Below are 23,709 nucleotides of genomic sequence, written 5' to 3'. Positions count from 1 at the left end.
CAGCCGGGGTCAGCCGAACAGCCCCTTCACACTGCTCACCAGGCTGGCGATCAGTTCGATCGCGACGATTCCGAACACGATGAGCAACACCACGGCGAGCACCACGCCCGCCGTGCTGCTGGAGGGCCGCCCGAAACTGGGCATGCTGAGCGACGGCAGCCCGCGCCGGCTCTGCCGCCCGGCGAGCTCTTCCTCGATGTCGTCGTCGGCGATCTCGGTAACCCGCTTCGGCCGCGGCAGGGGCACCTTCTTCAGCAGCTGAGGAGCCTTGGTCGGCCAGGTCCGCTGCCGGGGCAGCAGCCCGAGCGGAACCAGATCCGGCCGATCGGACGGCGGGATCGGATTCGGCGTCTTGACGACTTCTTTCTTCTTGGCTTCCTCTTTCAGCGCGGCCTCGACCATCCGCTTGACCTCTTCGGGATCATGCTGAACCGGCTTGGCGGTCGGCAACGGCCGAGGCGCGCGGCTCGTCGAGATCTCGAACCCGGCGAGCGGATCGGAGAACCGCTCACCCCCGACGTCACCGGCCAACGTCCCGTCCCGGTCCGGCCCGGAGGCGGGAAAAAACGGAGTCCCGTCGCTCGTGCTCATGGTGACCACCTCACTACGGAATGTCCGCCGAGTCCAGTGTCGGCGAGAGTACCGGCTCCCGCATCCGCCCAATGGCCGCAGAACCACTACTGCCCGCGCCCGGGGGAAGGCACGCCACCCGGCCCAGTGACCGCTGACGGATGGCCGGAGGTGGGGGTTTTGGCGGGGAGCGGTGGCCGGGGGCGGGGTGGAGGGGGGTGGGATTTTAGGGGTAGGGCGGGCTGGTTTGGCGGGGCTGAAGCGGTTGCTTGGAGGGGCTGGATTGGGTGGATTGGAGGGGCTGGCTTGGATGGCTGGTGCGGCTGGCTTGGGTGGCGGGACTCCGCCCGGCAGGGCTCGAGCCGGCGACGCTGGCTTGAGCGCGACAAGGCGGACGCGTCGGCCCGGCCTCAGCGAGCGCCCGGATTGAAGCCGCGACCAGGCTGGCTGGCCGCCGGGCGCGGCCGAGCCGACAAGTCACCTATCCCAGGCGCGGGGCAGTCCGACGGGTTGGCAAGGCCGCCGAACCGACCGAGCAGGCTCGGCGAACAAGTCAGCCGGACCGCAGGTCGGCCGGGCTGGCTGGCTGACCCGGTCTGCGCGGACGACCTCACCGGTCCCAACCCCGAGGGGCACCGCGCGCGGCTGAGCCAAGCCACTCGAGCCCCCGCAGGCGCCCGCCCAGCCTGAACCGGCCGAGCCCAGACCAGCGCGGCCCGGCCGGACAACCCGGGACTCGGCCGACAACCCGGGCCCTCGCCGGACAACCCAGGGCCCTGCCGGACAGCCCGGAGCCTGGCCGGACAACCCAGGGCCCAGCCGAACAACCCGGGCCCGGCCGAACTACCGCTCGCTCAGCCGATCCCGCCCGACGACCCCGGGCCACCCAGAACCGTTCCGGCCGCCCATCACCCCCGCTCAAGCATGGCTTCGCACCGCCTCCACGATCCATGCCTCCGCCGTTCCCCTGGTCGCCGGAGACCACGTCACCACCCAGCCGCCGCCACTGCCGCTGTCCCGAGGCGCTGCCCGGAACTGATACCTCCCCTGATCGTTGTCCACCAGCCCGAACGCGCCGTGCGGGTACTCCGCCAGCACCGCGTCCCGCACCGCCAGGTCCACCAGCACCGTTCCCTGCCGGGGGCGGGCCACGGCTTGCCGGATGACGTCCAGGTCTCCCCAGGCCGCCCTCGGGATCAGGCCGCTGTCGTCCGTTTCGATGCGCACCGCTGGACCGGGGCCGGGCGGGCGGTCCGGCAGGCCGTCGAACACCCATCCAGGCAGTGCGCTGAGCATCCCGGACCGCAGCCGCGCCCGGCGGCCCAGTTTGCTCATCACCGTGGTGAAGTCCTCGTCTCCGAAGAACCGCACCTCCCACGGCTCCTCGCTCGCCGGGAACACCCCGGTGACCACTCCCCGGATGAACCCGCCGCGCAGCACCCGGTACAGCTCGACCGCTTCGGCGGTCACCTCGCCGTCGGCGGCGAGGCCGAGCGCGGCCATTCCGGCGACGAACCGCGTGTACTGCTCCACCTCCTCGGCCAGCCCGGCGCCGAGCATCGGCCCGAACGACTGCCGGACCTCCTCGGCGAGGCTCAGTCCGGAAGCCGCTCCGGCGGGCTCCTCCTCGGCCAGCACGGGCGGCACCTCGAAATGCGGGTCGTAGAACTCCATCACCGAAGGCCGCTGCGGCATCTCGGCCCGCAGCGGCCCGATGACCTCGTCGATGACGTCGAAGACGACGGGCGCTGAACTGCTCACCCCGTCATTGAACACCCTGGTACCGACAATTTCTCGAACTTTTGTTCGAATCAACCCATCCGTGCGGCGAGCGGTCGGTCAACGCCGCGACACCGGCTCGCCGACACGCATCGTGGGCGCGAGGAAACCCACCGTCACCACGAGAGCACCGACCACGGCGAGCGTCCAGTGCAGGCCGATCCCGCCGCTCAAGCCGCTGACCAGCACCGGACCGGCGAGAAACCCGAGGTACCCGCACGCAGCGACGGCCGCGATCGCCCGGCCCGGCGCGTCCGGCTGCTTGCGTCCGGCCGCGCTCCACGCGAGCGGCACCATCCCGGACACACCGAGCCCGACCACGGCGAACCCGAGCACCGCGACCACCGGCACCGGAACCGCGACCACCAGCAGGAACCCGGCGACCGTCACCGCGGTCGCGACCCGCATGAACAACACGGCGCCAACGCGCTCGACCACCCGGTCGGCCACCGTGCGCACCGCGATCATCGTGATCGAGAACGCGAAGTAGCCCAGCGACGCGACGGCTGCGCTCGCGGTGGTGACCTGCCGGAGGTAGACCGCGCTCCAGTCGTTGATCGTGCCTTCCGCGACGAAACCGCAGAACGCGATCACGCCCAACGGGATCAAAGCCTTGCTGGGCAAGGCAAATGCCGCCTCGCCCTGCCCGCGGTCAGCCCCCGGCAAGAACTGCGAAGCAGCGAAAATCCCCAGTACCAGCAGCACCACGCCCGCACCGGTGAAGTGCGTCTCGATCGGCACGCGCCAGACCTCCATCAGCGCCGCGACGCCCGAGCCCGCCAGTCCACCGATGTTCCAGAACGCGTGAAAGCCGGCGAAAATCGGTCGCCCGTAAGCCTCTTCGACGCGCGCGGCGTGCGCGTTCATCGAGACGTCCAGCAGGCTGTTGCCCACCCCGAGCACGACGAGCGCGGCGACGAACAACGGCGCGTCCGGCGCGAAGGCGACGAGCGGCAGTCCTCCGCACAGCACCGTGGCCCCGCAAAGCACCCCGCGTCGGCTGCCGATCTTCGTGATCAACGGTCCCGCGGCCAGCAGAGCGACGACCGAACCGGCGGCGAGCCCGAACAACCCGATCCCGAGTTCACCGGCGCTGAGGCCGAGTTTCGCTTGCACCGCAGGCACTCGAGCCGCCCACGAAGCGAAAGCCGCGCCGCACACCGCGAAAACCACGGAAACCGCGGCGCGAGCGCGCTGTGTCTCCCCCATAGCTCCCCCAGACACGAGAAAGGCCACCCGGAGTTTTCCAGGTGGCCCTTCGGATCCTCGTTACTTCGACTTCGTCGCGGTGCTGCTCCGCTTCGCCGGTGCCTTCTTCGCCGTAGTCGACTTCGCCGCCGTCGACTTGGTCGACTTCGCCGCGGTGGACTTGGCCGGCGCCTTGCGCGTCGTGGTCCGCTTCTTCGGCGCGGGACCCTTCGCGCGCTTCTCCGCCAGCAGCTCAGCCGCGCGCTCCGCGGTGAGTTCCTCGATGCTGTCGGACTTCCGCAGCGTCGCGTTGTACTCGCCGTCGGTCACGTACGGGCCGAAGCGGCCGTCCTTGACCACCATCGGCTTGCCCGACACCGGGTCGTCGCCGAGTTCCTTCAGCGGCGGACGCGCGGTGGCCGACCGGCCGCGCTGCTTCGGCTCCGAATAGATCTTCAGCGCCTCTTCCAGCGTGATCGAGAACAGCTGCTCCTCGGTCTGGAGCGACCGCGAGTCCGTCCCCTTCTTCAGGTACGGCCCGTAGCGCCCGTTCTGCGCGGTGATCTCGTCGCCCGACTCCGGGTCCTTGCCCACGACGCGCGGCAGCGAAAGCAGCTTCAGCGCGTCGTCGAGCGTGATCGTCTCGATCGACATCGACTTGAACAGCGAGCCCGTACGCGGCTTCGGCAGCTTCGCCTTCGCGGCCTTCTTCTGCGCCGCGGTGGCGTCCTCGGGCAGCTCCGGCTCCGGCAGCAGCTCCGTGACGTACGGGCCGAAGCGGCCTTCCTTCGCCACGATCTCGTGTCCGCTGACCGGGTCGGTGCCCAGCACGCGGCCTTCCTGCGGCGTCGCGAAGAGCTTCTCCGCGATCTCCGGCGACAGCTCGTCCGGCGGCAGGTCCTCGGGCAGGTTCGCGCGCTGCGACTCGCCGTTGACCTCGCGCTCCAGGTACGGGCCGTAGCGGCCGACGCGCACCACGACCTGGTGCCCTTCGGCGTCGCTGAACATCGGGATCGAGTTGATCTCGCGCGCGTCGATGCCCTCGACACTGCCGTCGACCAGCTTCTTCAGCCCGCCGAGCCGGCCGACCGAGCCCTCGACGCCGAAGTCGCCGCCGAAGTAGAACTTCGACAGCCATTCGACGCGGTGCTCGTCGCCGTTGGCGATGCGGTCCAGCTCGTCCTCGAGACCGGCGGTGAAGTTGTAGTCCACCAGCCGCTCGAAGTGCCGCTCCATCAGCCCGACCACGGCGAACGCGACCCACGAGGGCACCAGCGCGGAGCCCTTCTTCCACACGTAGCCGCGGTCCTGGATCGTCTTGATGATCGACGCGTACGTCGACGGGCGGCCGATGCCCAGCTCTTCCAGCTTGCTGACCAGGCTCGGCTCGGAGTAGCGCGCGGGCGGAGACGTGGAGTGCCCGTCCGCGGACAGCTCGGGCGCGGTCAGGCCCTGGTCCTTGACCAGCACCGGGAGCCGGCTCTGCTTGTCGTCGGCCTCGCCGCCGGCCTCGGTGTCGACGGCCTCGACGTACGCCTTCAAGAAGCCGGCGAAGGTGATCGTGCGACCCGAAGCAGCGAAGGTGCACTCCTCGCCGGTCGCCGCGGTGCCGACGATGCGCACCGACATCGTGGTGCCCTTCGCGTCCGCCATCTGCGACGCGATGGTGCGCTGCCAGATCATCTCGTAGAGCCGGAACTCGTCGGTGTCCAGCTCCTTCGCGACCTGGCCCGGCGTACGGAAGACCTCGCCCGACGGACGGATCGCCTCGTGCGCCTCCTGCGCGTTCTTCACCTTGCGCGTGTACTGGCGCGGCGACGGCGAGACGTACTCCTTGCCGTACAGCTGCGTCGCCTGGTTACGCGCGGCCGTGATCGCCGACTCCGACAGCGTCGTGGAGTCGGTACGCATATAAGTGATGTAACCGTTCTCGTACAGCTTCTGCGCGATCCGCATCGTGCGCTCGGAGGTGAAGCGCAGCTTGCGGCCCGCCTCCTGCTGCAGCGTCGACGTCATGAACGGCGCGTACGGCTTGCGCGTGTACGGCTTCTCTTCGACGCTCGCGACCTTGAAGTCACGCTCGCTCAACGCCTGGGCCAGCGCCCGCGCGTCGGACTCGCCGAGCACACGGATGTCCGCGGTGTTTCCCTTGAGCTGACCGTTGGAGTCGAAGTCGCGACCCGTCGCGAGACGCGAGCCGTCGACCGCGACGAGGCGCGCGGGGAACGTACGCGGCGAAGCGTCCGCACCGGCGTCCATGGTCGCCGAGATGTCCCAGTACGACGCCGAGGTGAAGCGCATCCGCTCGCGCTCGCGCTCCACGACGATCCGCGTCGCCACGGACTGCACGCGGCCCGCCGAGAGCTTCGGCATGACCTTCTTCCACAGCACCGGCGAGACCTCGTAGCCGTACAGCCGGTCGAGGATGCGGCGGGTCTCCTGCGCGTCGACGAGGTCGGCGTCCAGCTCGCGGGTGGCCGCGGCGGCCGCCTGGATGGCCTGCTCGGTGACCTCGTGGAAGACCATCCGGCGCACCGGGACCTTGGGCTTCAAGGTCTCCAGCAGGTGCCACGCGATGGCCTCGCCCTCGCGGTCGGGGTCTGTCGCGAGGTAAAGCTCGTCGACGTCCTTCAGCAGCCCCTTCAGCTCGGTGACCTTGGACTTCTTGTCCGGGGTGACGATGTAGAGCGGTTTGAAGTCGTTGTCGATGTCGACGCCGAGCCGCGCCCACGACTCGCCCTTGTACTGCGCGGGGACGTCGGCGGCGCCGCGGGGCAGGTCCCGGATGTGCCCGACGGAGGACTCGACGACGTAGTTGCCGCCGAGATAGGGGGCGATCTTGCGGGCCTTGGTGGGCGACTCGACGATCACCAGCCGCCTTCGATCGGCACCGTTGCCCCCGGCACCGCTCTTCTTGGTCCGTGTTCCTGCCACGCTGCCCTGCTCTCCACTCATCTCCGCGCCGCCGCAGCGGCGCTCTCCCCTCTGCGCCAGAGGGGTGCTGCGCCCGCGTCTCGACCTGTCAGTGTGCACGTCCCCGGTGTCCGCGCAGCGCCGAGGTGCCCTGACGAGCCGCCGGGCCCCTGCCCGTCGGATCGCCGCTGACCTCGGCGATGTTTCTTCTCCACACCTAGCACGTGATGTCGGACACGTGCCGTGCAGGGTAACCGGTCATACCACCGATACCCTCCGTTAGACGGTGGCGGGTCCAAGTCTGGCGACGGTTCACTTATTCCTCCCCCCAGCCGAAAGGAACCCACATGATCCGCCGACTGGTTGGCGCCACGATCGCCGTCGCGACGACATTCGCGCTGGTCACCGCCCCCGAAGCAAGCGCGGCGACCACCACGTTCACCGGTGCCGTCGCGCTGTCCAACTGCTCCGGTTCGGTCGTGAAACCGGCCGCCACGCCGATGGACGCGCCGGCGATGGTGCTGTCGAACGGCCACTGCCTCGAGGAAGGCATGCCCGATCCGGGCCAGGTGATCGTCGGGCAGGCCTCGAACCGCTCGTTCGACCTGTTGTCGCCGGACGGGCAGAGCTCGGTGGGCACCGTGACCGCGACCAAGGTCGTCTACGCGACGATGACCGACACCGACATCTCGCTCTACCAGCTCAGCGACACCTACGCCGACATCGAGCAGAAGTACAACGTCCCGCCGCTCGAACTGGTCAACACCCACCCGCAGGCGGGCACGCCGATCGACGTCGTGTCCGGGTACTGGAAGCAGATCTACTCCTGCTCGATCGACGGCTTCGTGCACGAACTGCACGAGAACAACTGGGTGTGGAAGGACTCGATCCGCTACGTGCCGGGCTGCGAGACCATCGGCGGCACCTCCGGTTCGCCGGTCGTCGACCGCAACACCGGCAAGGTCGTCGGCGTGAACAACACGTCCAACGACAACGGCGAGCGCTGCACGCTGAACAACCCGTGCGAGGTCGACGAAGCCGGCAACGTGACCGTGCGGCCGAACTACAAGTACGGCCAGGAGACCTACGGAATCCCCGCCTGCCTGACCCCGGCCAACGAGATCGACCTCAACCAGCAGGGCTGCACACTGCCGAAACCGTAAGGCGCGCCATCGAGAAGGTCCCTCGTCGCTCCGCGGAGCGATGGGGGGCCTTTCTTCTGCCGCGGCTACCCCACAGCCTCCAGTAAATACTGTGCGGGACTCTCCGCCGCGACGCTGCGCCGCGACTCTCCCGGCGTCCGCTCGCGGCGTTCCCCGGCCGGCGGCAGCTCCGGCCACGCCGCTTCCGCCCCGGCCGGAGGTTCGCCGATCAACTCGAGCAGACCGGCCAGCTTCCGCCGCCCGCTGACCCGCACCGCGGGCTGCTCCGCCTTCGGCCCCAGCAGCCGCGCCTGGACGCCCAGCGGCGCGAGCACGTCCAGCAGCTCCTCGTGCGTCCCCGGAGCCAGCGGATCGACGCCGAGGAGGTAGCCGCCGGGTTCGGGACGACCGGCCGCGAGCGCCCACATCCGCAGCATCGCGCCGCTCAGCCGGAATCCGCCGGGCACCGCCTTGCCCGAATCGTCCTCCGCCGGACCGGTGCGTCCCGGCCGGAGCCATTGCTCGGCGAGACCGAGCAGATCGACCCGGAACGACGTGCGGACCTGCGGACTGCCGCATTCGGCCACCGTGACCTGCGCGTCCGCACCCCGGCTGCGGCATTCCCGTGCCAGCACTCGAGCCCGCCACGGCTCCTCGACCAGCACCGACAGCCGCGCCGCCGTGCGGCCGAACCCGGTGATCTGCCCTTGGCAGCACAACAGCCCGGCCAGGTCGGGCAGGCCCGGGCCGGTCGCCTCCGCCGAGAACAGCGAGATCGTCCGATCCACGCCGCGATGATAGAACACAAGTTCGATTGAAGGCGAGCGTCACGGCGAGGTTTTTCCCGGGCACACAGTGCTACCGGTATAGTTATCCCACTAGCGCTGAACTGGGGAGCGGAAATGTTCGAGGTCTCCGAACGCGTCCGGATCCGGGACGAGCTGATCGCCGCGGCCCGCCAGGACGTCGACATCGCGGGAGCCGCGCTGGTCGGCTCGGCCGCCCGGGGCGCCGAGGACCGCTGGTCGGACATCGATCTCGTCCTCCAGCTCGCGCAGGACGCGGACGAGGCAGCGGTCGTCGCCCGCTGGACTCGCTCGCTCGACGAGAAATACGGAGTCGCCGACACGCTCGACGTGACCTCGCGCGAAGGAGTTCGCTACCGGGTCTTCCTTCTTGACTCGTCGCTCCAGGTCGACTTGTCGTTCTGGCCCCATGATTTGTTCCGCGCCACCGAGAACGGGTTCCAGCTCGTTTTCGGTCAGGCCAACGAGCCGACCGGCGCCGCGGAACCCGATAGCGCGCAAGTGATCGGCATGGCCTGGCTGTACGCGTTGCACGCTCGCTCGGCCATCGCGCGCGGGCGGACGTGGCAAGCCGTGCTGATGCTCGATGACCTTCGCAACCAGATCAGCACACTGGAATGCCTGCGGTACGGCTTGAATCCCTGGCACGGCCGCGAAGTCGACCGACTGCCCGAACCGGTTCTGGAGACGTTGCGGAACGGCCGTGCGGCGTCAGTCAGCTTGGCCGAACTCGAACGGTCTCGGCAGGCGCTGCTTCAGCACTATCTGGCCGCCGTCGAGCACCATGACGCGGAGCGGGCGATTTCCCTTCGCCGGGCGCTCGATTCCGATCAGCGGGGCGCGGGCGGAATCACCAGCTGCTGACAGCCCGCCGCGCGTTTGCCCGCCGCGGACAGGGCTGGCGTCGCGTCCAAGCCCTTGAGGACGTCGAGCCGGGAAATCTGGTCGAGCGCCGTTTTGGCGTCGTCCAGCGCCGCTTTCACCGCGTCAGGGCTCTCAGCCGCGTCGAGTTTGCCGCGCGCCTCGTCGGCCTTGTGCCGCACGGAAGTGAACTGGCCCAGCAAAGCCGTGCGCGCCGGTTCGCCGCCGGGCAGCGGCGCGGGACCGACCCGGTGCAGCCCGGAGACGGTCTGGTCGATGCCGTCGGAGACCGACGCCAGAAGATCGCTCGAGGTACGGGTGGCCTGCGCTGACGAACTCGGATCGATCGAGGGCAGATTCGCCAGCGCACGAACCAGATGCGTGACCGCCCCGCAGTATCCGTCGGCCCATTTCGCGGCCGGATCCGCCTGCCCCGCCGCCTCCGCGTGCCCGCCGGAAACGACCTGCTCAGCAGGCGGCGGCGGTTGCCCGCAGCCGGTCAGCCCCAGTCCGATTCCTGTTGCCAGCGCGGCTAAACCGGTCCACCGCGGCCGCACTCGCACCACTCCTGTCCCTCGGTTTCCCTGTCCTCCGCACGGTACCGACCCGCCAGTAGTCCGCAACTCGCCCCGGGTCGCGGACGCGAACGGGCCCGGTACGCGACGGCGTACCGGGCCCGAATGGAGCAGTGCGTCAGGCTTTCGCCTCCGCCGGAGTGTCCGACATGACGCTGCCGCGCCGCTTGGACATCACGATCGCCGCGACGATCACCGCGACCGCGACGACCGCGATCACGATCCGCCACGTCGTGTCCGCGCCGCCGCCGAGCGTCAGCGTGACCACCGCGGGCGCGATCAGCACCGAGACCAGGTTCATCACCTTGATCAGCGGGTTGATCGCGGGACCGGCGGTGTCCTTGAACGGGTCGCCGACGGTGTCGCCGATGATCGTCGCCTCGTGCGCGTCGGAACCCTTGCCGCCGTGGTGGCCGTCCTCGACGAGCTTCTTGGCGTTGTCCCAGGCGCCGCCGGAGTTGGCGAGGAAGATCGCCATCAGCGTGCCGGTCGCGATCGCGCCCGCGAGGTAGCCGGCGAGCGCGCCGGTGCCGAGACCGAACCCGACCGCGATCGGCGCGAAAACGGCCAGCAGACCCGGCGTCGCCAGCTCCCGCAGCGAATCGCGGGTGACGATGTCGACGACCTTGCCGTACTCGGGCCGCGTGGTGCCCTCCATGATCCCGGGGATGTCGCGGAACTGGCGGCGCACCTCGTACACCACCGCGCCGGCGGCGCGCGAAACCGCGTTGACCGCGAGACCGGAGAAGAGGAACACCACTGCCGCGCCGACGATCACGCCGACCAGCGTGTTCGGGCTGACCACCTGGTTGACGAACGAGCTCACCGCGGTCACCGCGCCCTCGCCGCGTTCGGCGACGGTCTTCGCGATCGCGTCCGAATAGGACCCGAACAGCGCCGTCGCCGCCAGCACCGCGGTGGCGATCGCGATGCCCTTGGTGATGGCCTTGGTGGTGTTGCCGACCGCGTCCAGTTCGGTGAGGATCTGCGCGGCCTTCTCGTCCACGTCGCCGGACATCTCGGCGATGCCCTGCGCGTTGTCGGAGACCGGGCCGAAGGTGTCCATCGCGACGATGACGCCGACGGTGGTCAGCAGGCCGGTGCCGGCCAGCGCCACCGCGAACAGCGCGACGCCGCCGCCGAGCAGGTACGCGCCGAACACTGCCGCGCCGATCACCAGCGCGGTGTACACGGCGGACTCGAACCCGACCGAGATGCCGGACAGAATCACCGTCGCGGCACCGGTTTCGGACGTCTTGCCGACGTCCTGCACCGGCTTGTGCTCGGTGCCGGTGTAGTAGCCGGTGATGCGCAGGATCAGCGCGGCGAGCACGATGCCGATGATCACCGAGACGGTCGCGATCACCGCGGGGTTGCCGGTGTTGTGCGCGTAGCCCTCGCCGAATTCGGCGAAGCTGTTCGGCAGGTACACGAACGCGGCGATCGCCGACAGCACCGCGGAAATGACCGCGGAGATGTAGAACGAACGGTTGATCGTGACCAGACCGCCCTCGCCCGCGCGCGCCTTGGTGATGTAGACGCCGATCACCGCGGTGATCACGCCGATGGCGGGCACGATCAGCGGGAAGATCAAGCCGGACGCGCCGAACGCGGAACTGCCGAGGATCAGCGCGGCCACGAGCATCACCGCGTAGGACTCGAAGAGGTCCGCGGCCATGCCCGCGCAGTCGCCCACGTTGTCGCCCACGTTGTCGGCGATCGTCGCGGCGTTGCGCGGGTCGTCCTCGGGGATCCCCTGCTCCACCTTGCCGACCAGGTCGGCGCCGACGTCGGCGGCCTTCGTGAAGATGCCGCCGCCGACCCGCATGAACATGGCGATCAGCGCCGCGCCGAAACCGAAGCCCTCCAACACCTTCGGTGCCTGGCCGGTGTAGACGAGCACCACGATCGCCGCGCCGAGCAGGCCGAGCCCGACGGTGATCATGCCGACCACGCCGCCGGTGCGGAACGCCACGCGCATCGCCTTCTCGCGGCCGCCCTCCTCGCGCGACGCGGCGGCCACGCGCAGGTTCGCCTGCGTGGCCAGCCACATGCCGAGGTAGCCGATGGCGAACGAGAACGCCGCCCCGATGAGGAAGAAGATCGACCGGCCGATCCTCTCGTTCCAGTCGTCCGCGGGGAGCGCGAACAGGAGCAGGAACACGATCACGCCGAAGATGGCAAGGGTGTTGCGCTGCCGCTTCAGGTATGCGGCCGCACCTTCTTGCACTGCCTTCGCGATGTCCTGCATCTTGGCGGTGCCCTGGCCGGCGGCCAGCACCTCCTTGAGCAGTACGTAACCGATGGCCAGTGCGACAAGGGCGACCACGGCGACCACACCGACGATGGTGTAGCCACCCCCGGAGAGCGTGATACCGCCCTCCGCGAGGAACTGCCGGGACATTCGTCCTCCTGGGAACGCCGTCTGGCCAGCGCGGGCCCGTCGTACCCGGCGCGCCTGCGCTGGCGTGGATCTGTGCCGAAGGACACGCTAGCCGTGCAAGCAATGCACGTCTCACATGACGCTCGCCACAGTAGGTGTGGATCGAGGGAGTGTATTGGTAGTGATCTGCGCGTCCGCAATGTGTCCCGGCGAGAGCACGTTCGGTAACCTTGTGTGATTGGTCACTGGACCGGGCTCGTCCCGGTTTTGTCGGTGCCCTGTGCGAAGCTTCGGCCCGTGGTGGGAGAGCGAGGACGGAGGCTGCTGGACCGGGTCACGGCGGGGATCCCGGCGCACGAGAATCCGGTCACGCACGTGTCCCGGCTGCCGGAACGCGCGGCCCGACACGAGCCGTGGCCGGAGTGGGCCGAGCCGTCCGTGGTGGCCGCGTTCCGCGCGGCCGGAGTGGAAAAACCGTGGCGGCACCAGGTCGAGGCGGCGTCGCTGGCTCAGGCGGGCACGCACGTCGTGGTGTCCACCGGCACGGCGTCCGGGAAGTCGCTGGCGTATCAGCTGCCGGTGCTCAGCGCGCTGGCCACGGACGCACGGGCGACCGCGCTGTACCTCTCGCCGACGAAGGCTCTCGGCGCTGATCAGCTGCGTGCAGTGTCCTCTTTGGACGTCGCGGGCGTGCGCGCGGCGGCGTTCGACGGGGACACTCCGATGACAGAGCGCGACTGGGTCCGCGCGCACGCGAACTGGGTGTTCAGCAACCCGGACATGCTGCACCGCGGCATCCTTTCGGCGCACTCCCGATGGACGCAGTTCTTCCGCCGCTTGCGGTACGTCGTGGTCGACGAATGCCACAGCTATCGCGGCGTCTTCGGCTCGCACGTCGCCCTGTTGTTACGCCGGCTGCGCCGGGTGGCGGAGAACTACGGCGCGTCCCCGGTGTTCGTGCTGGCTTCGGCGACCACCGCTTCGCCCGCTTCCTTCGCGACTCGGCTCACCGGCGTTGAGTGCTCCGCGATCACCGACGACGCGTCACCGCGCGGGGCGCGCACGGTCGCGTTGTGGGAACCGCCGCTGCTCGATGAGCTGACCGGCGAGAACGGCGCACCCGTCCGCCGTCCGGCTGGCGTCGAAACCGCGCGGATCCTCACCGAACTGGTCATCGAAGGCGCCCGCTCGCTCGCTTTCGTCCGCTCTCGCCGAGGCGCCGAGCTGACCGCGCTGGGGGCGCGTCGCCTTCTGTCCGAAGTGGACCCGCGGTTGGCGGACACCGTTGCCGCGTACCGCTCCGGTTATCTCCCGGAGGAACGGCGCGCGCTGGAACAGGCCCTGCTTTCTGGCCGGTTGCTAGGCGTCGCGACCACGAACGCGTTGGAGCTGGGCGTCGACATCGCCGGACTGGACGCGGTGGTTCTCGCTGGTTATCCCGGCACCCTCGCGTCGTTCTGGCAACAATCCGGCCGGGCCGGCCGTTCGGGCGATGAGGCGCTGGTGGTGTTCGTCGCGCGCGACGATCCACTCGACACGTACCTGGTGCACCATCCGGCCGCGTTGCTGGAACGCCCGGTGGAAACGGCGGTGCTGGACCCGACGAACCCGTACGTGCTGGGCCCGCAGCTCGCGTGCGCCGTCGCGGAATTGCCGCTGACCGAACCAGAACTGGAAACCTTCGGCGGCGAGGCAGCCCGCGCGGTGCTGGCGGATCTGGCCGAGGAGAAGTTGCTGCGCCGCCGTTCCAGTGGCTGGTATTGGACTTCCCGCGACCGTCCGCACGGCGAGGTCGGCATCCGAGGTTCGGGCGGCGACCAGATCGCGGTGGTGGAAGCGGACTCGGGCCGAATGCTGGGCACCGTCGACCCCGGCTCGGCTTGTTATTCAGTGCATCCCGGTGCGGTGTATTTGCATCAGGGGTCTTCGTATGTCGTCGATGAGCTGGATCTGGAGACGGGTTTGGCGTTGGTGCACGCGGAGGACCCGGACTGGACGACTTCGCCGCGCGAGATCGTGGATATTTCGGTGCTGTCGACAGAAGAACAATGCCGCCACGACGGGGTGACGGTGTGCCTGGGCGAGGTCGCGGTGACGTCGCAGGTGGTGGGGTATCTCCGTCGGCGACCGTCGGGTGAGGTGCTGGACCATACGCCGCTCGACCTGCCGGAACAGAGCCTGCGAACGAGAGCGGTGTGGTACACGGTTTCGGGTGAGCTGCTGGAATCTCCGGTTGGGGGTGGCCGGGGTTCGGTGGCTGGTTCTCGGGCTGTGGCGGGGGCTGGGCGCGCGTCGCTGAGCGCTGCGGACGTCGGGGGAGCCACTGCGGGAGCCGCGGCTGACTCGGCGGGGGGTGCGTCGACCACCGCCGGAGAAGTCGGCGAGGACGCCGCGATCTCAGTCACCAGCCGTACGGCGGGAACCGGGAGCGAGTCGCCAGCCGCCGGGGGAAACGGCGAGGCCGCCGCGGACGGCCAGGCGGCGAGTGAGCCGGTGGGGACCGGAACTGCGTCGTTGACCCCTGCGGGGGCGGCGGCCAGGCATGCGGCTGGAAAACCGGCGGGGACCGGGAGCGCCTCGTCGGTTGTCGGGGTAACCGGCGAAGTTTCGGGTGATCCGGCGGGTGGGCGGGGGCCCGGTGCCGGGGTGGAACTCGGTGGTGCGATGGGGCCGGTGGGGACCGGGAGTGCTGGCAGAGCACCGGGGGGCGCCGGGTTGATTCCGGCGCGCGTCCCCGGTGCCCTGCATGCCGCCGAGCACGCGGCGATCGGCCTGCTACCGCTGTTCGCTACGTGCGACCGGTGGGACATCGGCGGGGTGTCTACCGCGTGGCACGAGGACACCGGGGAGGCGACGGTGTTCGTGCACGATGGGCATCCCGGGGGTGCGGGGTTTGCCGACCGCGGTTATGCCGCGATTGTCCCGTGGCTGGCCGCTACGCGGGAGGCGATCGTCTCCTGCGAGTGCCCGACGGGCTGCCCGTCCTGCGTCCAGTCGCCGAAGTGCGGGAACGGCAACGATCCGCTGGACAAGGCAGGGGCGGTGGCCGTACTGGGAGCCGTGCTCGGGGCGTTGCGTCAGCACGGGGAACAGTGCGGCCACGGTGGAGCGTGAAACCTGTTTCTGTTGTCGCGTGCTGCCTGCCGGGATGGAACCGGGTCAGGCGGCGGCGGTTTCGACCAGCGTCGGGGCGTGCTCGGCGGCGAGGGCGCGGACCAGCACGTCCTGCACCTCGGCGGCGGGCGGCAGGTGCCAGCCGCACACCTCCGGCTTCACACGCCAGTGCACGACACCGTGCTGGAACGGCGACGGCGGCAGCGGGATGTAGCTGTCCTTGCCGTGCCACTGCACGGAAATCTGCTCGGCGAGTTCGGCCGGCAGCTGCTCGGCGGGCAAGGTGAGGAACAGCCAGCGGCCGTTCGGCATCGCGACGATCGGGGCTGGGTGCCCGATGGACCGCAGCAGCCGCGCCGCGCGCTTGCCCAGGTCCTGGTCGACCTCGACCGCGTCGATCACGGTGCCGGTCGCCACGAGCAGGCTGTGCGTACGGTCGCTGAACCAGCCGGCGACCTCGTGGGCGTGCGAACCGACCAGCTCACGCCAGTCGTCGCGCACCGGCACCGGACGGCGCCAGGTCAGGTCGTCCCCCTCCGCGGTGATCGGTTCCGGGGTCGCCCCCGGAAGCACCGGCCAGCCGCGCCAAGCGAGGCCGATCGCCTCCGCACGCAGTTCGATGCGGAAGGCGTTCCGCCAGCTGTCCGGCCAATTCGCGTCCAACATTGCTTTCCTGCCTTCGAGGTCCGGTTTCCGCGCCGTCCGGGTCGGGGCCGTGGTGGCGCACGTCTCACTAAACGGCAAGTTGCACATTGCGCGGAAGTCTTCAGCGACAACCGGCCGTTACCGAGCGATGAACGCCCAGTAGCCCACTGTCCGACCGATAACAAGGCGCCAATCGTCGGCCGCTGACCCCGCCGTCCGTCCCGCGAGAACGGGCCTACCACGGGATTCGACACTTTCCTGCCTTTACGCGCGCGTCCTGGAGTATCCGCTCGGCCGACCCGCTGACCTGCGGATTTGACCGTTCGCCGTACGTCAGCGACCGCTGCCCGTGTCGTTCGCCACTCGTCGGCGGTGCCGGAAAAGTCCGGAGGTGCCCGGGGTTCCGGGGACTGGTCAGTGGGTCGGCTCGTCGCCCGATGAGCGGTCCGGCGACTGTCCCGGAACGCCGCGGGCGGGGCCGGACGGGAGGGGTGGGCGGGACGGTTGGCAGGTTGCAAATCCCTTCGGTTGGGGTGGGCTGGCATCGGTCGGGGCTGTTCGTGCGGCGGGTCAGCGGTTGGGCTCCGCGGCGAATTACGCGCTACAACGCTGCGGGCGAACCGGTGGCCGGGCGGATGAGCTCGATGGAGCAGTCCAGCGCGCGAGCGATCCGGGACGCTCGACCGGTCGCAGAGGAACGTTCACGCGACCGGCGCGAGCATCCGCGGACCGAGCGAGCGGCCAGTCGCGGAGCCTGGCCGCCGGGCTGGGCCGGGCATCGTAGCCACGGCTGGTGCACGGGGCTTCGGCATCAGTGCCACGCCTGCCGGAGCAGGCCGGACGGCACTGTTACGGCTGCTCGCCGAGGCCCGACATCCCTCTCACATCCGCCGAAGCGCGACGGATGGCACTGTCACGGCTGCCCGCCGAGGCCCGACATCACTGCCACAGCTGCCGGAGCGGGCCCCGACGGCACTGCCGCGACTGTTCGACGGAGGCGAACGTCACTGTCCCGGCCGCTGGGCGTGGGCGGGCATCGTTGCGTCTTGCCGTGGTTGCCGGGGCGGTGGCGGTGTTTGTGCGAGCAGGCCGGGGCGGCCGTCCTGGGCTAAAGGGGCAGGTCGACCGGGCCGGCGCGGGCTTTTGCGGTGGGGGCGGGCAGGCCTGGGATTGGGGTGGCGGCGGCGCGGACCTCGACGAAAGCGTCTCGGTTGTGCCAGCGGCAGCTGGTCAGCACTGCGCGTTCGTGGTCGGCGACCTCCTTTGCTCGGGTGCAGGCGATGGTCGGTCCGGCGGCGGCGTGGGCGGCTGCGGCCAGTGCGCCCAGGTCTGCGGCGGCTTCGGTTCGGTGACGGGCGGTGATGGCCGCGGCCAGCCACCACACCAGGACTGTCACGGCGATCAGGGTGGTTGCGGCCAGGGCGGTCCAGATGGTGGCCACCCCGGCGTCGGGTGGTTGTTCTCGGGTCACGAGGTGGGGCCTGGTTCGACGATGGCGTAGGCGGTCGCGCTCAGATGGAGAACCGTCAGGGCGGCGGTGGTTACTTCGGCGGTGAGGCCGTCGCCGGTGCGGTGGATGGTCAGGTGTGCGCCGTGCGGGGCAATGGTTTGGACCACTGCGTCGGCGGCTCCTGGCTGTCCGGCCGCGGTGAGGCGGGCGGCTTCGCGGGCGGCGTCAAGGCATCGGAGGTGTCCGGCGATCGCGCTGGTGCCCGCGAGCAGGATCACCAGCACGGCGGCCAGCGCGCCTAGCGACAGGGCGGCTTCCACCGTGACGAATCCGCCGTCCCGGCGACGGCTGGCCATCAGGTGGCCACCGTCAGGGCTTTGTGCACCAAGCCGGCCAAGGTCGCGGAGACTGAATCTCCGCTGAGCAGCACGTAGAGCGCCACGGCGAACGCTGCCGCGGCTACCGTGCCGATGGCGTATTCGGCGGTGGTGGTGCCCTCGTCTCCGGGCAAGAACCGCATGGTCGGTTTTCCTTTCGGTCGTGGACGGATTCACAGCAGGCCGCCGATTCGCCCGGCCAGGCCGAGCACTACCGGCAGCACGCCGAGGGCGAAGAACGCGGGCAGGAAGCACAAGCCCACCGGCAGGGCCAGGGCGACTCCGGCGCGTTCGGCGCGTTCTTCGGCCTCGACGCCCAGTCCGTCGCGGATGCGGCGGGCCAAGTCGTCCGCGGTCGAGGCGAGGGCGGCTCCGGACCGCGCGGTGCGGGTGGCCGCGACTGCCAGTTCGGCGAAGCCGGGCCGGGCTCGGATCGGTGCCCAAGACGGAGCTGCGTCCGCGCCCAGGGCTAGCAGGTTCGCTGTTGCGTGCAGGGCATTTTCGGTATCCGGAGGTGCGCCGGGCGCTACTGCGGCCAGGGCAGTCGGGACTGGCATTCCGGCGCGCAGGCAGGCGGCGAGCATGTCCAGGACTGACGCGGAACGGAGTCTTTCCGAGGCATCGTCTGGGGTTTTCGGCTGGCGAGATCGGCGGAGCAGCCACCAGGTGCCTGCTCCGGCGGCTAGTCCGAGGGGGATTCCGGTGAGGACGGTGGTGGACAGGGCTACGACGATTGCGACGGTGGGGTGCCAGACCTCTGGTCGCAGGGTTCGGTGACGGCGTTGGGGTTGGGCTAGGTGGCGGGGTGAAGCCGTGTTTGGCCAGAGCAGTAGGGCGGTGGCGGCTAGGACGAGACTCAGGGCAATCATGGGGCAGCTCTGCGGTTGGTCAGGGCTCTGGACCAGGCCGTGCCTGCCCACAGCAGGGTCGCGCCTGCGACCAGGAATGCTTGTCCGATAAGGGTTTCGGTGAGGACGGCTAGTGGGTTCGCTCCGATGAGCTGGCCCATTGCCAGACAGCCGACGGGTAGCACGGTCAGGACGACTGCGCTCATGCGTGGTCCGGCCATTTTGGCGTGGAGGCGGCGGGTGAAGGCGGCTTCGGCGTCGACGTCTCGGCGGGCGGCGTCGAGGGCGTCGGCGACGGGGAGGCCGTGCTGGCGGGCGAGGTTCCAGGATTGGGCCAGTGCGGGGAGCGCCGTGGATTCCAGGGCGCCGTCCAGGCGGGCGGCGGTGGAGAGGTGGTGGAGTTCCGCGGCTAGTTCGGGGACGGCGTCGGCGGCTGCTTCGGCGGCGGCTACCGGGTGGGCGCCGGCGCGGAGTTCGGAGACCATCGTGCGGAGGACGGTCGAGGTGCGTTCGGCGCGGGTCAGGGTTTCGGTGGTTTCCTTTCTGCTGCGCCATTCCTGACGGACGGCGAGGGTGAGCAGGGCGGTGGCTATCGCGGCTCCGATTCCGCCCAGCGGCAGGGCGATGGCGGCCGGGGCTAGCCAGAGGGCCTGGCGGGGTGGGACGGGGAGACGGAGGCGTGGGGTCGGGAGAAGGCGGTTGGGGGTGGTTGGCCAGCACAGGAGGCCGGTGCCTGCGCAGAGGAATGGCCATGCGGAGATCAACGGGGGCACCTCGATCCTCGGGCGGGTGGGCGATAGCGGGACGGTTCTTGCGCGGAGGCTGCGCATTCGGGGAATCGCGGATTTTCTGGGCTGACGCCGGGTTGTTGGGCAATGGGCGGACGGAGAAGCCTCCGGGGTCACCCGCTGGGCAAGCGCTGGCTGGGTGGATATGTGCGGCAAGGGTGAGGTCTGATCGCGAATGTTGGGAGACTGCGCGGGAACCAGTCACGGGTCCGGACGGAGAAGCCTCCGAGGTCACCCGCTGGCGCAAGGACTGACCGGATGGCTACGTGCGGCAAAGGTGGGGCCTGATCGCGAATGCTGGGAGACCGCACGGGAAACCAGACACGGGTCCGGACGGAGAAGCCTCCGGGCCACCCTCTGGCGCAAGCGCTGGCCGGGTGGCTACACGCGGCAAGGGTGGGACCTGATCGCGAAAGCTGGTCATGGGTCCGGTGCGGTCAGGGCGGTGAAGAGGGAGCGGCGGCTGGTCCAGTGGCCGTCGCGCCAGACGGGGTGGGTTTTTACTTCTCCGTGGTAGCGCTGGAGCACTGCGACTTCCGTCAGGCGGCGGCCGGTGGGGGTTCGGCGCATGTGGAGGATTACGCGGACTGCCGCGGCTAGCTGGCTGTGCAGGGCGTCCCGGGGCAGGCCGCCTAGGGCTGCCAGGGCTTCCAGGCGGGCGGGGGCTTCCGCGGGCGAGTTCGCGTGCAGGGTGCAGGCGCCGCCGTCGTGGCCGGTGTTCAGGGCGTTCAGCAGGGAGCACACTTCTGCTCCGCGGACTTCGCCGACGATCAAGCGGTCTGGGCGCATTCGCAGGGCTTGGCGGACCAGCTCGGGGAGTTCCACGGCGCCGGCGCCTTCCACGTTCGCTGGGCGGGCGACGAGGCTTACGAATTGGGGGTGGGTCGGGCGTAGTTCACCTGCGTCTTCTACGCAGACGATTCGTTCGGTGGGGGCTACCGCGCTCAGCAAGGCGCTCAGGAGTGTCGTCTTTCCGGCACCGGTGCCGCCGGTGATCAGGAAGGCCAGGCGGTGGTTGAGGATGGTCTGGAGGACGGTGAGGGCGGTGGGGTCGATGGAACCGTGTGCTTGGAGCGCGGCTAGGTCGTGCGTCACCGGGCGCAAGACGCGCAGGGACAGGCAGGTGCCGTTGGCGGCGATGGGCGGCAGCACGGCGTGGACCCGGATTCGGCCTTGGCGGGCGGGGAGCCAGCCGTCCACGTAGGGCTGTGCGTCGTCCAGGCGGCGGCCTGCGGCCAGGGCCAGGCGTTGCGCTAGGCGGCGCACGGCGTCCTCGTTAGGGAAGCGGATTGTCGTGTGGGCGAGGCCGGCGGGGCCATCGGTCCAGACTTGATCGGGAGCGGTGACTAGGACGTCGGTGACGGTGTCGTCCTCAAGCAACGGGGCTAGCGGGCCCGCGCCGACGAATTCGTCTCGGGCTTGGCGGACGGCGGCCAGTACTGCGTCGTGGCTCAGAGCGCCGCCGGCTTCGGCGCGGACTGCTTCGGCCAGGGCGATCGGGTCGGTGCCGCGGCTTTCGCCGGCTAGGCGGTGGCGGACTCGTTCTACGAGATCGGTGGTCATTACGCGGCCGCCGCGACGGTGAGGGGGCGCAGGTTCGCCAGTACGGCTCGGGCGGCGGTGGCCAGTGCGCCCTTCGGGGGCAGGTCGAACTCGCCGGATTCCAAGGTGCTGGCAACGCGGCGTTCCGGGGCGACCTCGGCGATCAAGGGCGGGCCTAGGATGCCCGCGGTTTGCGAAGCGGGAACGCCGTCACCGCGATGTCCACTTGCGACGACCGCGAACCGCTCGGTGTGCGGGCGGAGCCAGTTCAAAACTTGTTTCGCTGCCATGCAAGCGCGGAACTCGACGGGAACGACCAGCACGACCAGGTCGGCGACGGAAGCGACCGCCACCGTGGCTTCGTCGAAATGCCGGGGCAGATCGCAGACGACGGTGCGTCCGGCGCGGCTGCCCGCGGAGACCACCGCGGACACGGCGCGCGGAGTCGGGCCTTCACCGGAACGGCCGCAGGACAGCACCGGGAGCTTGCCGCGGCTCGGCAGTGAAGCGAGCAGGGAAGGGACAGAGACGCGGCCGGACAGCCGAACTTCCGGCCAGCGCAAGCCTTTCGTGTGTTCCAGGCCTAGCGGGAGATCCAATCCGCCGCCCAACGGATCGCAATCGACCAACAACGCCGAGCCGGTGCGGGCGGCTTCGACCGCGACCGCGGCGGCCAGCACCGAGGTGCCGGAACCGCCTCGGCCACCTACGAAAGCGATTACTGGGCCTGGGGATTCGGCTGGCGCGTCGGTGACATCGGCGAACACGCCGGTCAATCCCGCTTCGTCGTCGGGCAGACTGAAGACCCGGCGGGCGCCGAGCGCGGCCGCGCGGCGCCAGGTGTCCAGCCCGGGCGCGCCTTTGCAGACGAGCACGACGCTGTCGCGTGCTGGCAGTGCCGGGCTGTCGTCAGCGATGTCCTCGTCCAGCACCACGAGCGGGGCCCGGGTCCATCGTCCGCGTGCGGCGGCCAGGTCTGGCGCGTGGTCGAACTCGCAGCCGACTACCGCGGCGACGCGGCGGATCTCTTCGAACACGGTGCCCTCGCCGGAGACGACGAGTGGTTGTGCGGTGGCCATGTGCCCCTCCCCTGGGTCTCGTGGGCCGGACCTCCACCGTCGCCCACCGCCGGATCCCTCGGCAATGCCCGCTTTTCCGTCATGTGGATAACCCGGGGGTTGTGGACAACTCGGGGACCGAAATCGATCCAGAACCGCCGGCGCGTCGGTCCGCACGGGACAATGCACGACTCCGCGCATTCGACCGAGAAAACGATTGCTGCGGAGAACCTCCGGAAAATCAAGTGAAAAGAAGTAAATTTGCCGCACCGGGCCGGGCAATGGGCTTCACAACCGGAGAAAACACCGGAAAGGTAAGCGCGCGGTTAATTGATCTTGCCGGTAAGGCGCGCCGAGAACAACCGAACCGCCCAGGTCAGGGGCGAAAACCCCGACTGTACAACGGTTTCCCGGCAGACCTGAAAATTGTTCGCCGATGCGGAAACACCGGAGAATAGAAGGCGGCCCTCGCCAGGGGGGAGGGACGAGGGCCGCCAGGGGTTCAGCCCCGGGGGGTCGGACTGAACCGGCCCGGTTCACGACCGGGTCCGTTCACTGTAACTCCGTTAGCTATGAGTTGGCTGTGTGAGTGACACATACGATTCGATAACGGCACCCGAGGCCGCGAGCGAGCCGATGTCATCGATTTTCCGGCCGCCGCCGCGAGCGGTGTGCTGCCAACAACACCCCGCGGTACGCCTATCCTGATCACGTGGCCGAACCCCGCAGCGAAGAAGCACCCCGGCGCGTAGCCGCCTTCTTCGACCTCGACAAGACGATCATCGCGTCGTCCAGCGCGCTCGCGTTCAGCAAGCCGTTGCTGCGCGAAGGACTGATCAACCGCCGCGCGGCGCTGCGAAGTGCTTACGCGCAACTGGTTTTCTCGCTAGCCGGCGCGGACGCGGACAAGACCGAGCGGATGCGCGCCGAGGTTTCCGCGTTGTGCGCGGGATGGGATGTGGCGCAGGTTTCGGCGATCGTGCGCGAAACCTTGCACGACGTAGTCGATCCGCTCGTCTACGTGGAAGCGACCGACCTGATCGCACAGCATCTCGCCGACGGACACGACGTGATCGTGCTTTCCGCGACCGGCGAGGAGGTCGCCGCTCCCGTCGCGGAGATGCTCGGCGCGACCCGCTGCGTGGCCACCCGCATGGAGATCGTCGACGGCCGCTACTCCGGCGAGGTCGATTTCTATTGCTACGGCGACAACAAAGCCGTCGCCGCGAAGCAGCAAGCCGCCACGCACGGCTACGACCTCGCCGACTGCTTCGCCTACACCGACTCCAGCACCGACATCCCCCTGCTGGAGGTGGTGGGTCACCCGCACGCGGTGAACCCGGACAAGCTGCTGCGCCGCACCGCGGAGGAACGCGGCTGGCCGGTCCTCGCGTTCGAGCGGCCGATGTCGCTGCGCACCCGCATCCCGGCGAAGTCCGCGGGCATGGTCGCGCTCGGCGTGGGGGCCGTGGCGGCGGGCGCGACCTGGTACAGCCTCAGCCGGCGCCGCCGGTCCCGGGGCGCCGACACCTGAGCACCCGCGTGGCGGTACCAAAACTCCGGTTTCCGCAGCTAGGTCCGTTGCTGTGGGTGGTGTTGTCACCGGATCGAGCCTCTGTACCGGTGCACCCGTACGCGCACTTGAAGTGACCGCGCTCACGGCGTAGAAA

Annotated in this window: 19 protein-coding genes; 4 read left to right on the top strand and 15 right to left on the bottom strand. The window is 69.7% G+C overall.

Annotation, left to right across the window (positions count from 1 at the left end):
* Positions 1 to 9 precede the first annotated feature (9 nt).
* The 4 genes from F9C11_RS09610 to topA all read right to left on the bottom strand — a co-directional run bounded on the left by F9C11_RS09610 (position 10) and on the right by topA (position 6,492).
* A complete protein-coding gene (locus F9C11_RS09610; RefSeq protein WP_409184521.1) occupies positions 10 to 591 on the bottom strand; it encodes a hypothetical protein in 582 nt (193 codons plus the stop codon).
* An 897-nt stretch (positions 592 to 1,488) separates the two neighbouring features.
* Positions 1,489 to 2,346: an ESX secretion-associated protein EspG gene (locus tag F9C11_RS09605; protein WP_409184520.1), complete on the bottom strand. Its 858-nt coding sequence runs from the start codon at positions 2,344 to 2,346 to the stop codon at positions 1,489 to 1,491.
* A 63-nt stretch (positions 2,347 to 2,409) separates the two neighbouring features.
* Positions 2,410 to 3,558 carry an MFS transporter gene (locus tag F9C11_RS09600; protein ID WP_409184519.1) on the bottom strand — a complete coding sequence of 383 codons (1,149 nt, stop codon included), beginning with the start codon at positions 3,556 to 3,558 and terminating at the stop codon, positions 2,410 to 2,412.
* Between the two features lie 60 nt (positions 3,559 to 3,618).
* The gene (gene topA, locus F9C11_RS09595) at positions 3,619 to 6,492 is read right to left on the bottom strand and encodes a type I DNA topoisomerase (RefSeq protein WP_409184518.1); all 2,874 of its coding nucleotides are present in this window, start codon (positions 6,490 to 6,492) and stop codon (positions 3,619 to 3,621) included.
* A gap of 305 nt (positions 6,493 to 6,797) precedes the next feature.
* On the opposite strand from topA, the gene F9C11_RS09590 reads away from it, so the two are divergent.
* Complete coding sequence (locus F9C11_RS09590) at positions 6,798 to 7,613, top strand: serine protease (RefSeq protein ID WP_409184517.1); 816 nt, start codon at positions 6,798 to 6,800, stop codon at positions 7,611 to 7,613.
* A 65-nt stretch (positions 7,614 to 7,678) separates the two neighbouring features.
* Here the strand turns inward: F9C11_RS09590 and F9C11_RS09585 are convergent, their stop codons facing one another.
* Positions 7,679 to 8,380 carry a hypothetical protein gene (locus tag F9C11_RS09585; protein ID WP_409184516.1) on the bottom strand — a complete coding sequence of 234 codons (702 nt, stop codon included), beginning with the start codon at positions 8,378 to 8,380 and terminating at the stop codon, positions 7,679 to 7,681.
* Positions 8,381 to 8,494: 114 nt separating this feature from the next.
* Between F9C11_RS09585 and F9C11_RS09580 the strand changes: the two genes are divergently transcribed.
* The gene (locus F9C11_RS09580; protein ID WP_409184515.1) at positions 8,495 to 9,262 is read left to right on the top strand and encodes a nucleotidyltransferase domain-containing protein; all 768 of its coding nucleotides are present in this window, start codon (positions 8,495 to 8,497) and stop codon (positions 9,260 to 9,262) included.
* Here the strand turns inward: F9C11_RS09580 and F9C11_RS09575 are convergent.
* Positions 9,229 to 9,816 (bottom strand): hypothetical protein, encoded by a 588-nt coding sequence (locus F9C11_RS09575; protein ID WP_409184514.1) that lies wholly within the window; start codon positions 9,814 to 9,816, stop codon positions 9,229 to 9,231. The genes F9C11_RS09580 and F9C11_RS09575 overlap by 34 nt on opposite strands.
* A 136-nt stretch (positions 9,817 to 9,952) precedes the next feature.
* Positions 9,953 to 12,238, bottom strand: a complete 2,286-nt coding sequence (locus F9C11_RS09570; protein WP_409184513.1) for a sodium-translocating pyrophosphatase — start codon at positions 12,236 to 12,238, stop codon at positions 9,953 to 9,955.
* 276 nt (positions 12,239 to 12,514) lie between these two features.
* Here F9C11_RS09570 and F9C11_RS09565 point away from each other — a divergent pair, with 276 nt between their 5' ends.
* Positions 12,515 to 15,331: a DEAD/DEAH box helicase gene (locus F9C11_RS09565; protein ID WP_409184512.1), complete on the top strand. Its 2,817-nt coding sequence runs from the start codon at positions 12,515 to 12,517 to the stop codon at positions 15,329 to 15,331.
* Positions 15,332 to 15,376: 45 nt separating this feature from the next.
* On the opposite strand, the gene F9C11_RS09560 is transcribed toward F9C11_RS09565, so the two are convergent.
* The 8 genes from F9C11_RS09560 to ssd form a co-directional block, all read right to left on the bottom strand.
* A complete protein-coding gene (locus F9C11_RS09560) occupies positions 15,377 to 15,997 on the bottom strand; it encodes a bifunctional DNA primase/polymerase (RefSeq protein WP_409184511.1) in 621 nt (206 codons plus the stop codon).
* Between the two features lie 1,087 nt (positions 15,998 to 17,084).
* Positions 17,085 to 17,417, bottom strand: coding sequence for an Rv3654c family TadE-like protein (locus F9C11_RS09555; protein ID WP_409184510.1), 333 nt, complete (start codon positions 17,415 to 17,417; stop codon positions 17,085 to 17,087).
* Positions 17,418 to 17,443: 26 nt separating this feature from the next.
* Positions 17,444 to 17,782 (bottom strand): TadE family type IV pilus minor pilin, encoded by a 339-nt coding sequence (locus F9C11_RS09550; RefSeq protein ID WP_409184509.1) that lies wholly within the window; start codon positions 17,780 to 17,782, stop codon positions 17,444 to 17,446.
* Positions 17,782 to 17,946, bottom strand: a complete 165-nt coding sequence (locus F9C11_RS09545; protein WP_409184508.1) for a DUF4244 domain-containing protein — start codon at positions 17,944 to 17,946, stop codon at positions 17,782 to 17,784. Before F9C11_RS09545 ends, F9C11_RS09550 begins: the two co-directional genes overlap by 1 nt.
* A gap of 30 nt (positions 17,947 to 17,976) precedes the next feature.
* Positions 17,977 to 18,387, bottom strand: coding sequence for a type II secretion system F family protein (locus F9C11_RS09540; RefSeq protein ID WP_409184507.1), 411 nt, complete (start codon positions 18,385 to 18,387; stop codon positions 17,977 to 17,979).
* A 281-nt stretch (positions 18,388 to 18,668) separates the two neighbouring features.
* On the bottom strand, positions 18,669 to 19,424 hold the full coding sequence (locus tag F9C11_RS09535) for a type II secretion system F family protein (protein ID WP_409184506.1): 756 nt from the start codon (positions 19,422 to 19,424) through the stop codon (positions 18,669 to 18,671).
* A 435-nt stretch (positions 19,425 to 19,859) separates the two neighbouring features.
* On the bottom strand, positions 19,860 to 21,002 hold the full coding sequence (locus tag F9C11_RS09530) for a TadA family conjugal transfer-associated ATPase (RefSeq protein ID WP_409184505.1): 1,143 nt from the start codon (positions 21,000 to 21,002) through the stop codon (positions 19,860 to 19,862).
* Positions 21,002 to 22,060, bottom strand: a complete 1,059-nt coding sequence (ssd, locus tag F9C11_RS09525; RefSeq protein ID WP_409184504.1) for a septum site-determining protein Ssd — start codon at positions 22,058 to 22,060, stop codon at positions 21,002 to 21,004. The genes F9C11_RS09530 and ssd overlap by 1 nt, the downstream gene beginning before the upstream one ends.
* Positions 22,061 to 22,751: 691 nt before the next feature.
* Here ssd and F9C11_RS09520 point away from each other — a divergent pair.
* Positions 22,752 to 23,573, top strand: a complete 822-nt coding sequence (locus F9C11_RS09520) for an HAD family hydrolase (RefSeq protein WP_409184503.1) — start codon at positions 22,752 to 22,754, stop codon at positions 23,571 to 23,573.
* Positions 23,574 to 23,709 lie beyond the last annotated feature (136 nt).

This window comes from Amycolatopsis sp. VS8301801F10 (assembly GCF_046195355.1).
Taxonomy (GTDB): domain Bacteria; phylum Actinomycetota; class Actinomycetes; order Mycobacteriales; family Pseudonocardiaceae; genus Amycolatopsis.
Note: the sequence above shows the minus strand (reverse complement) of the source record. Positions and strands in the feature narration are given on the sequence as shown.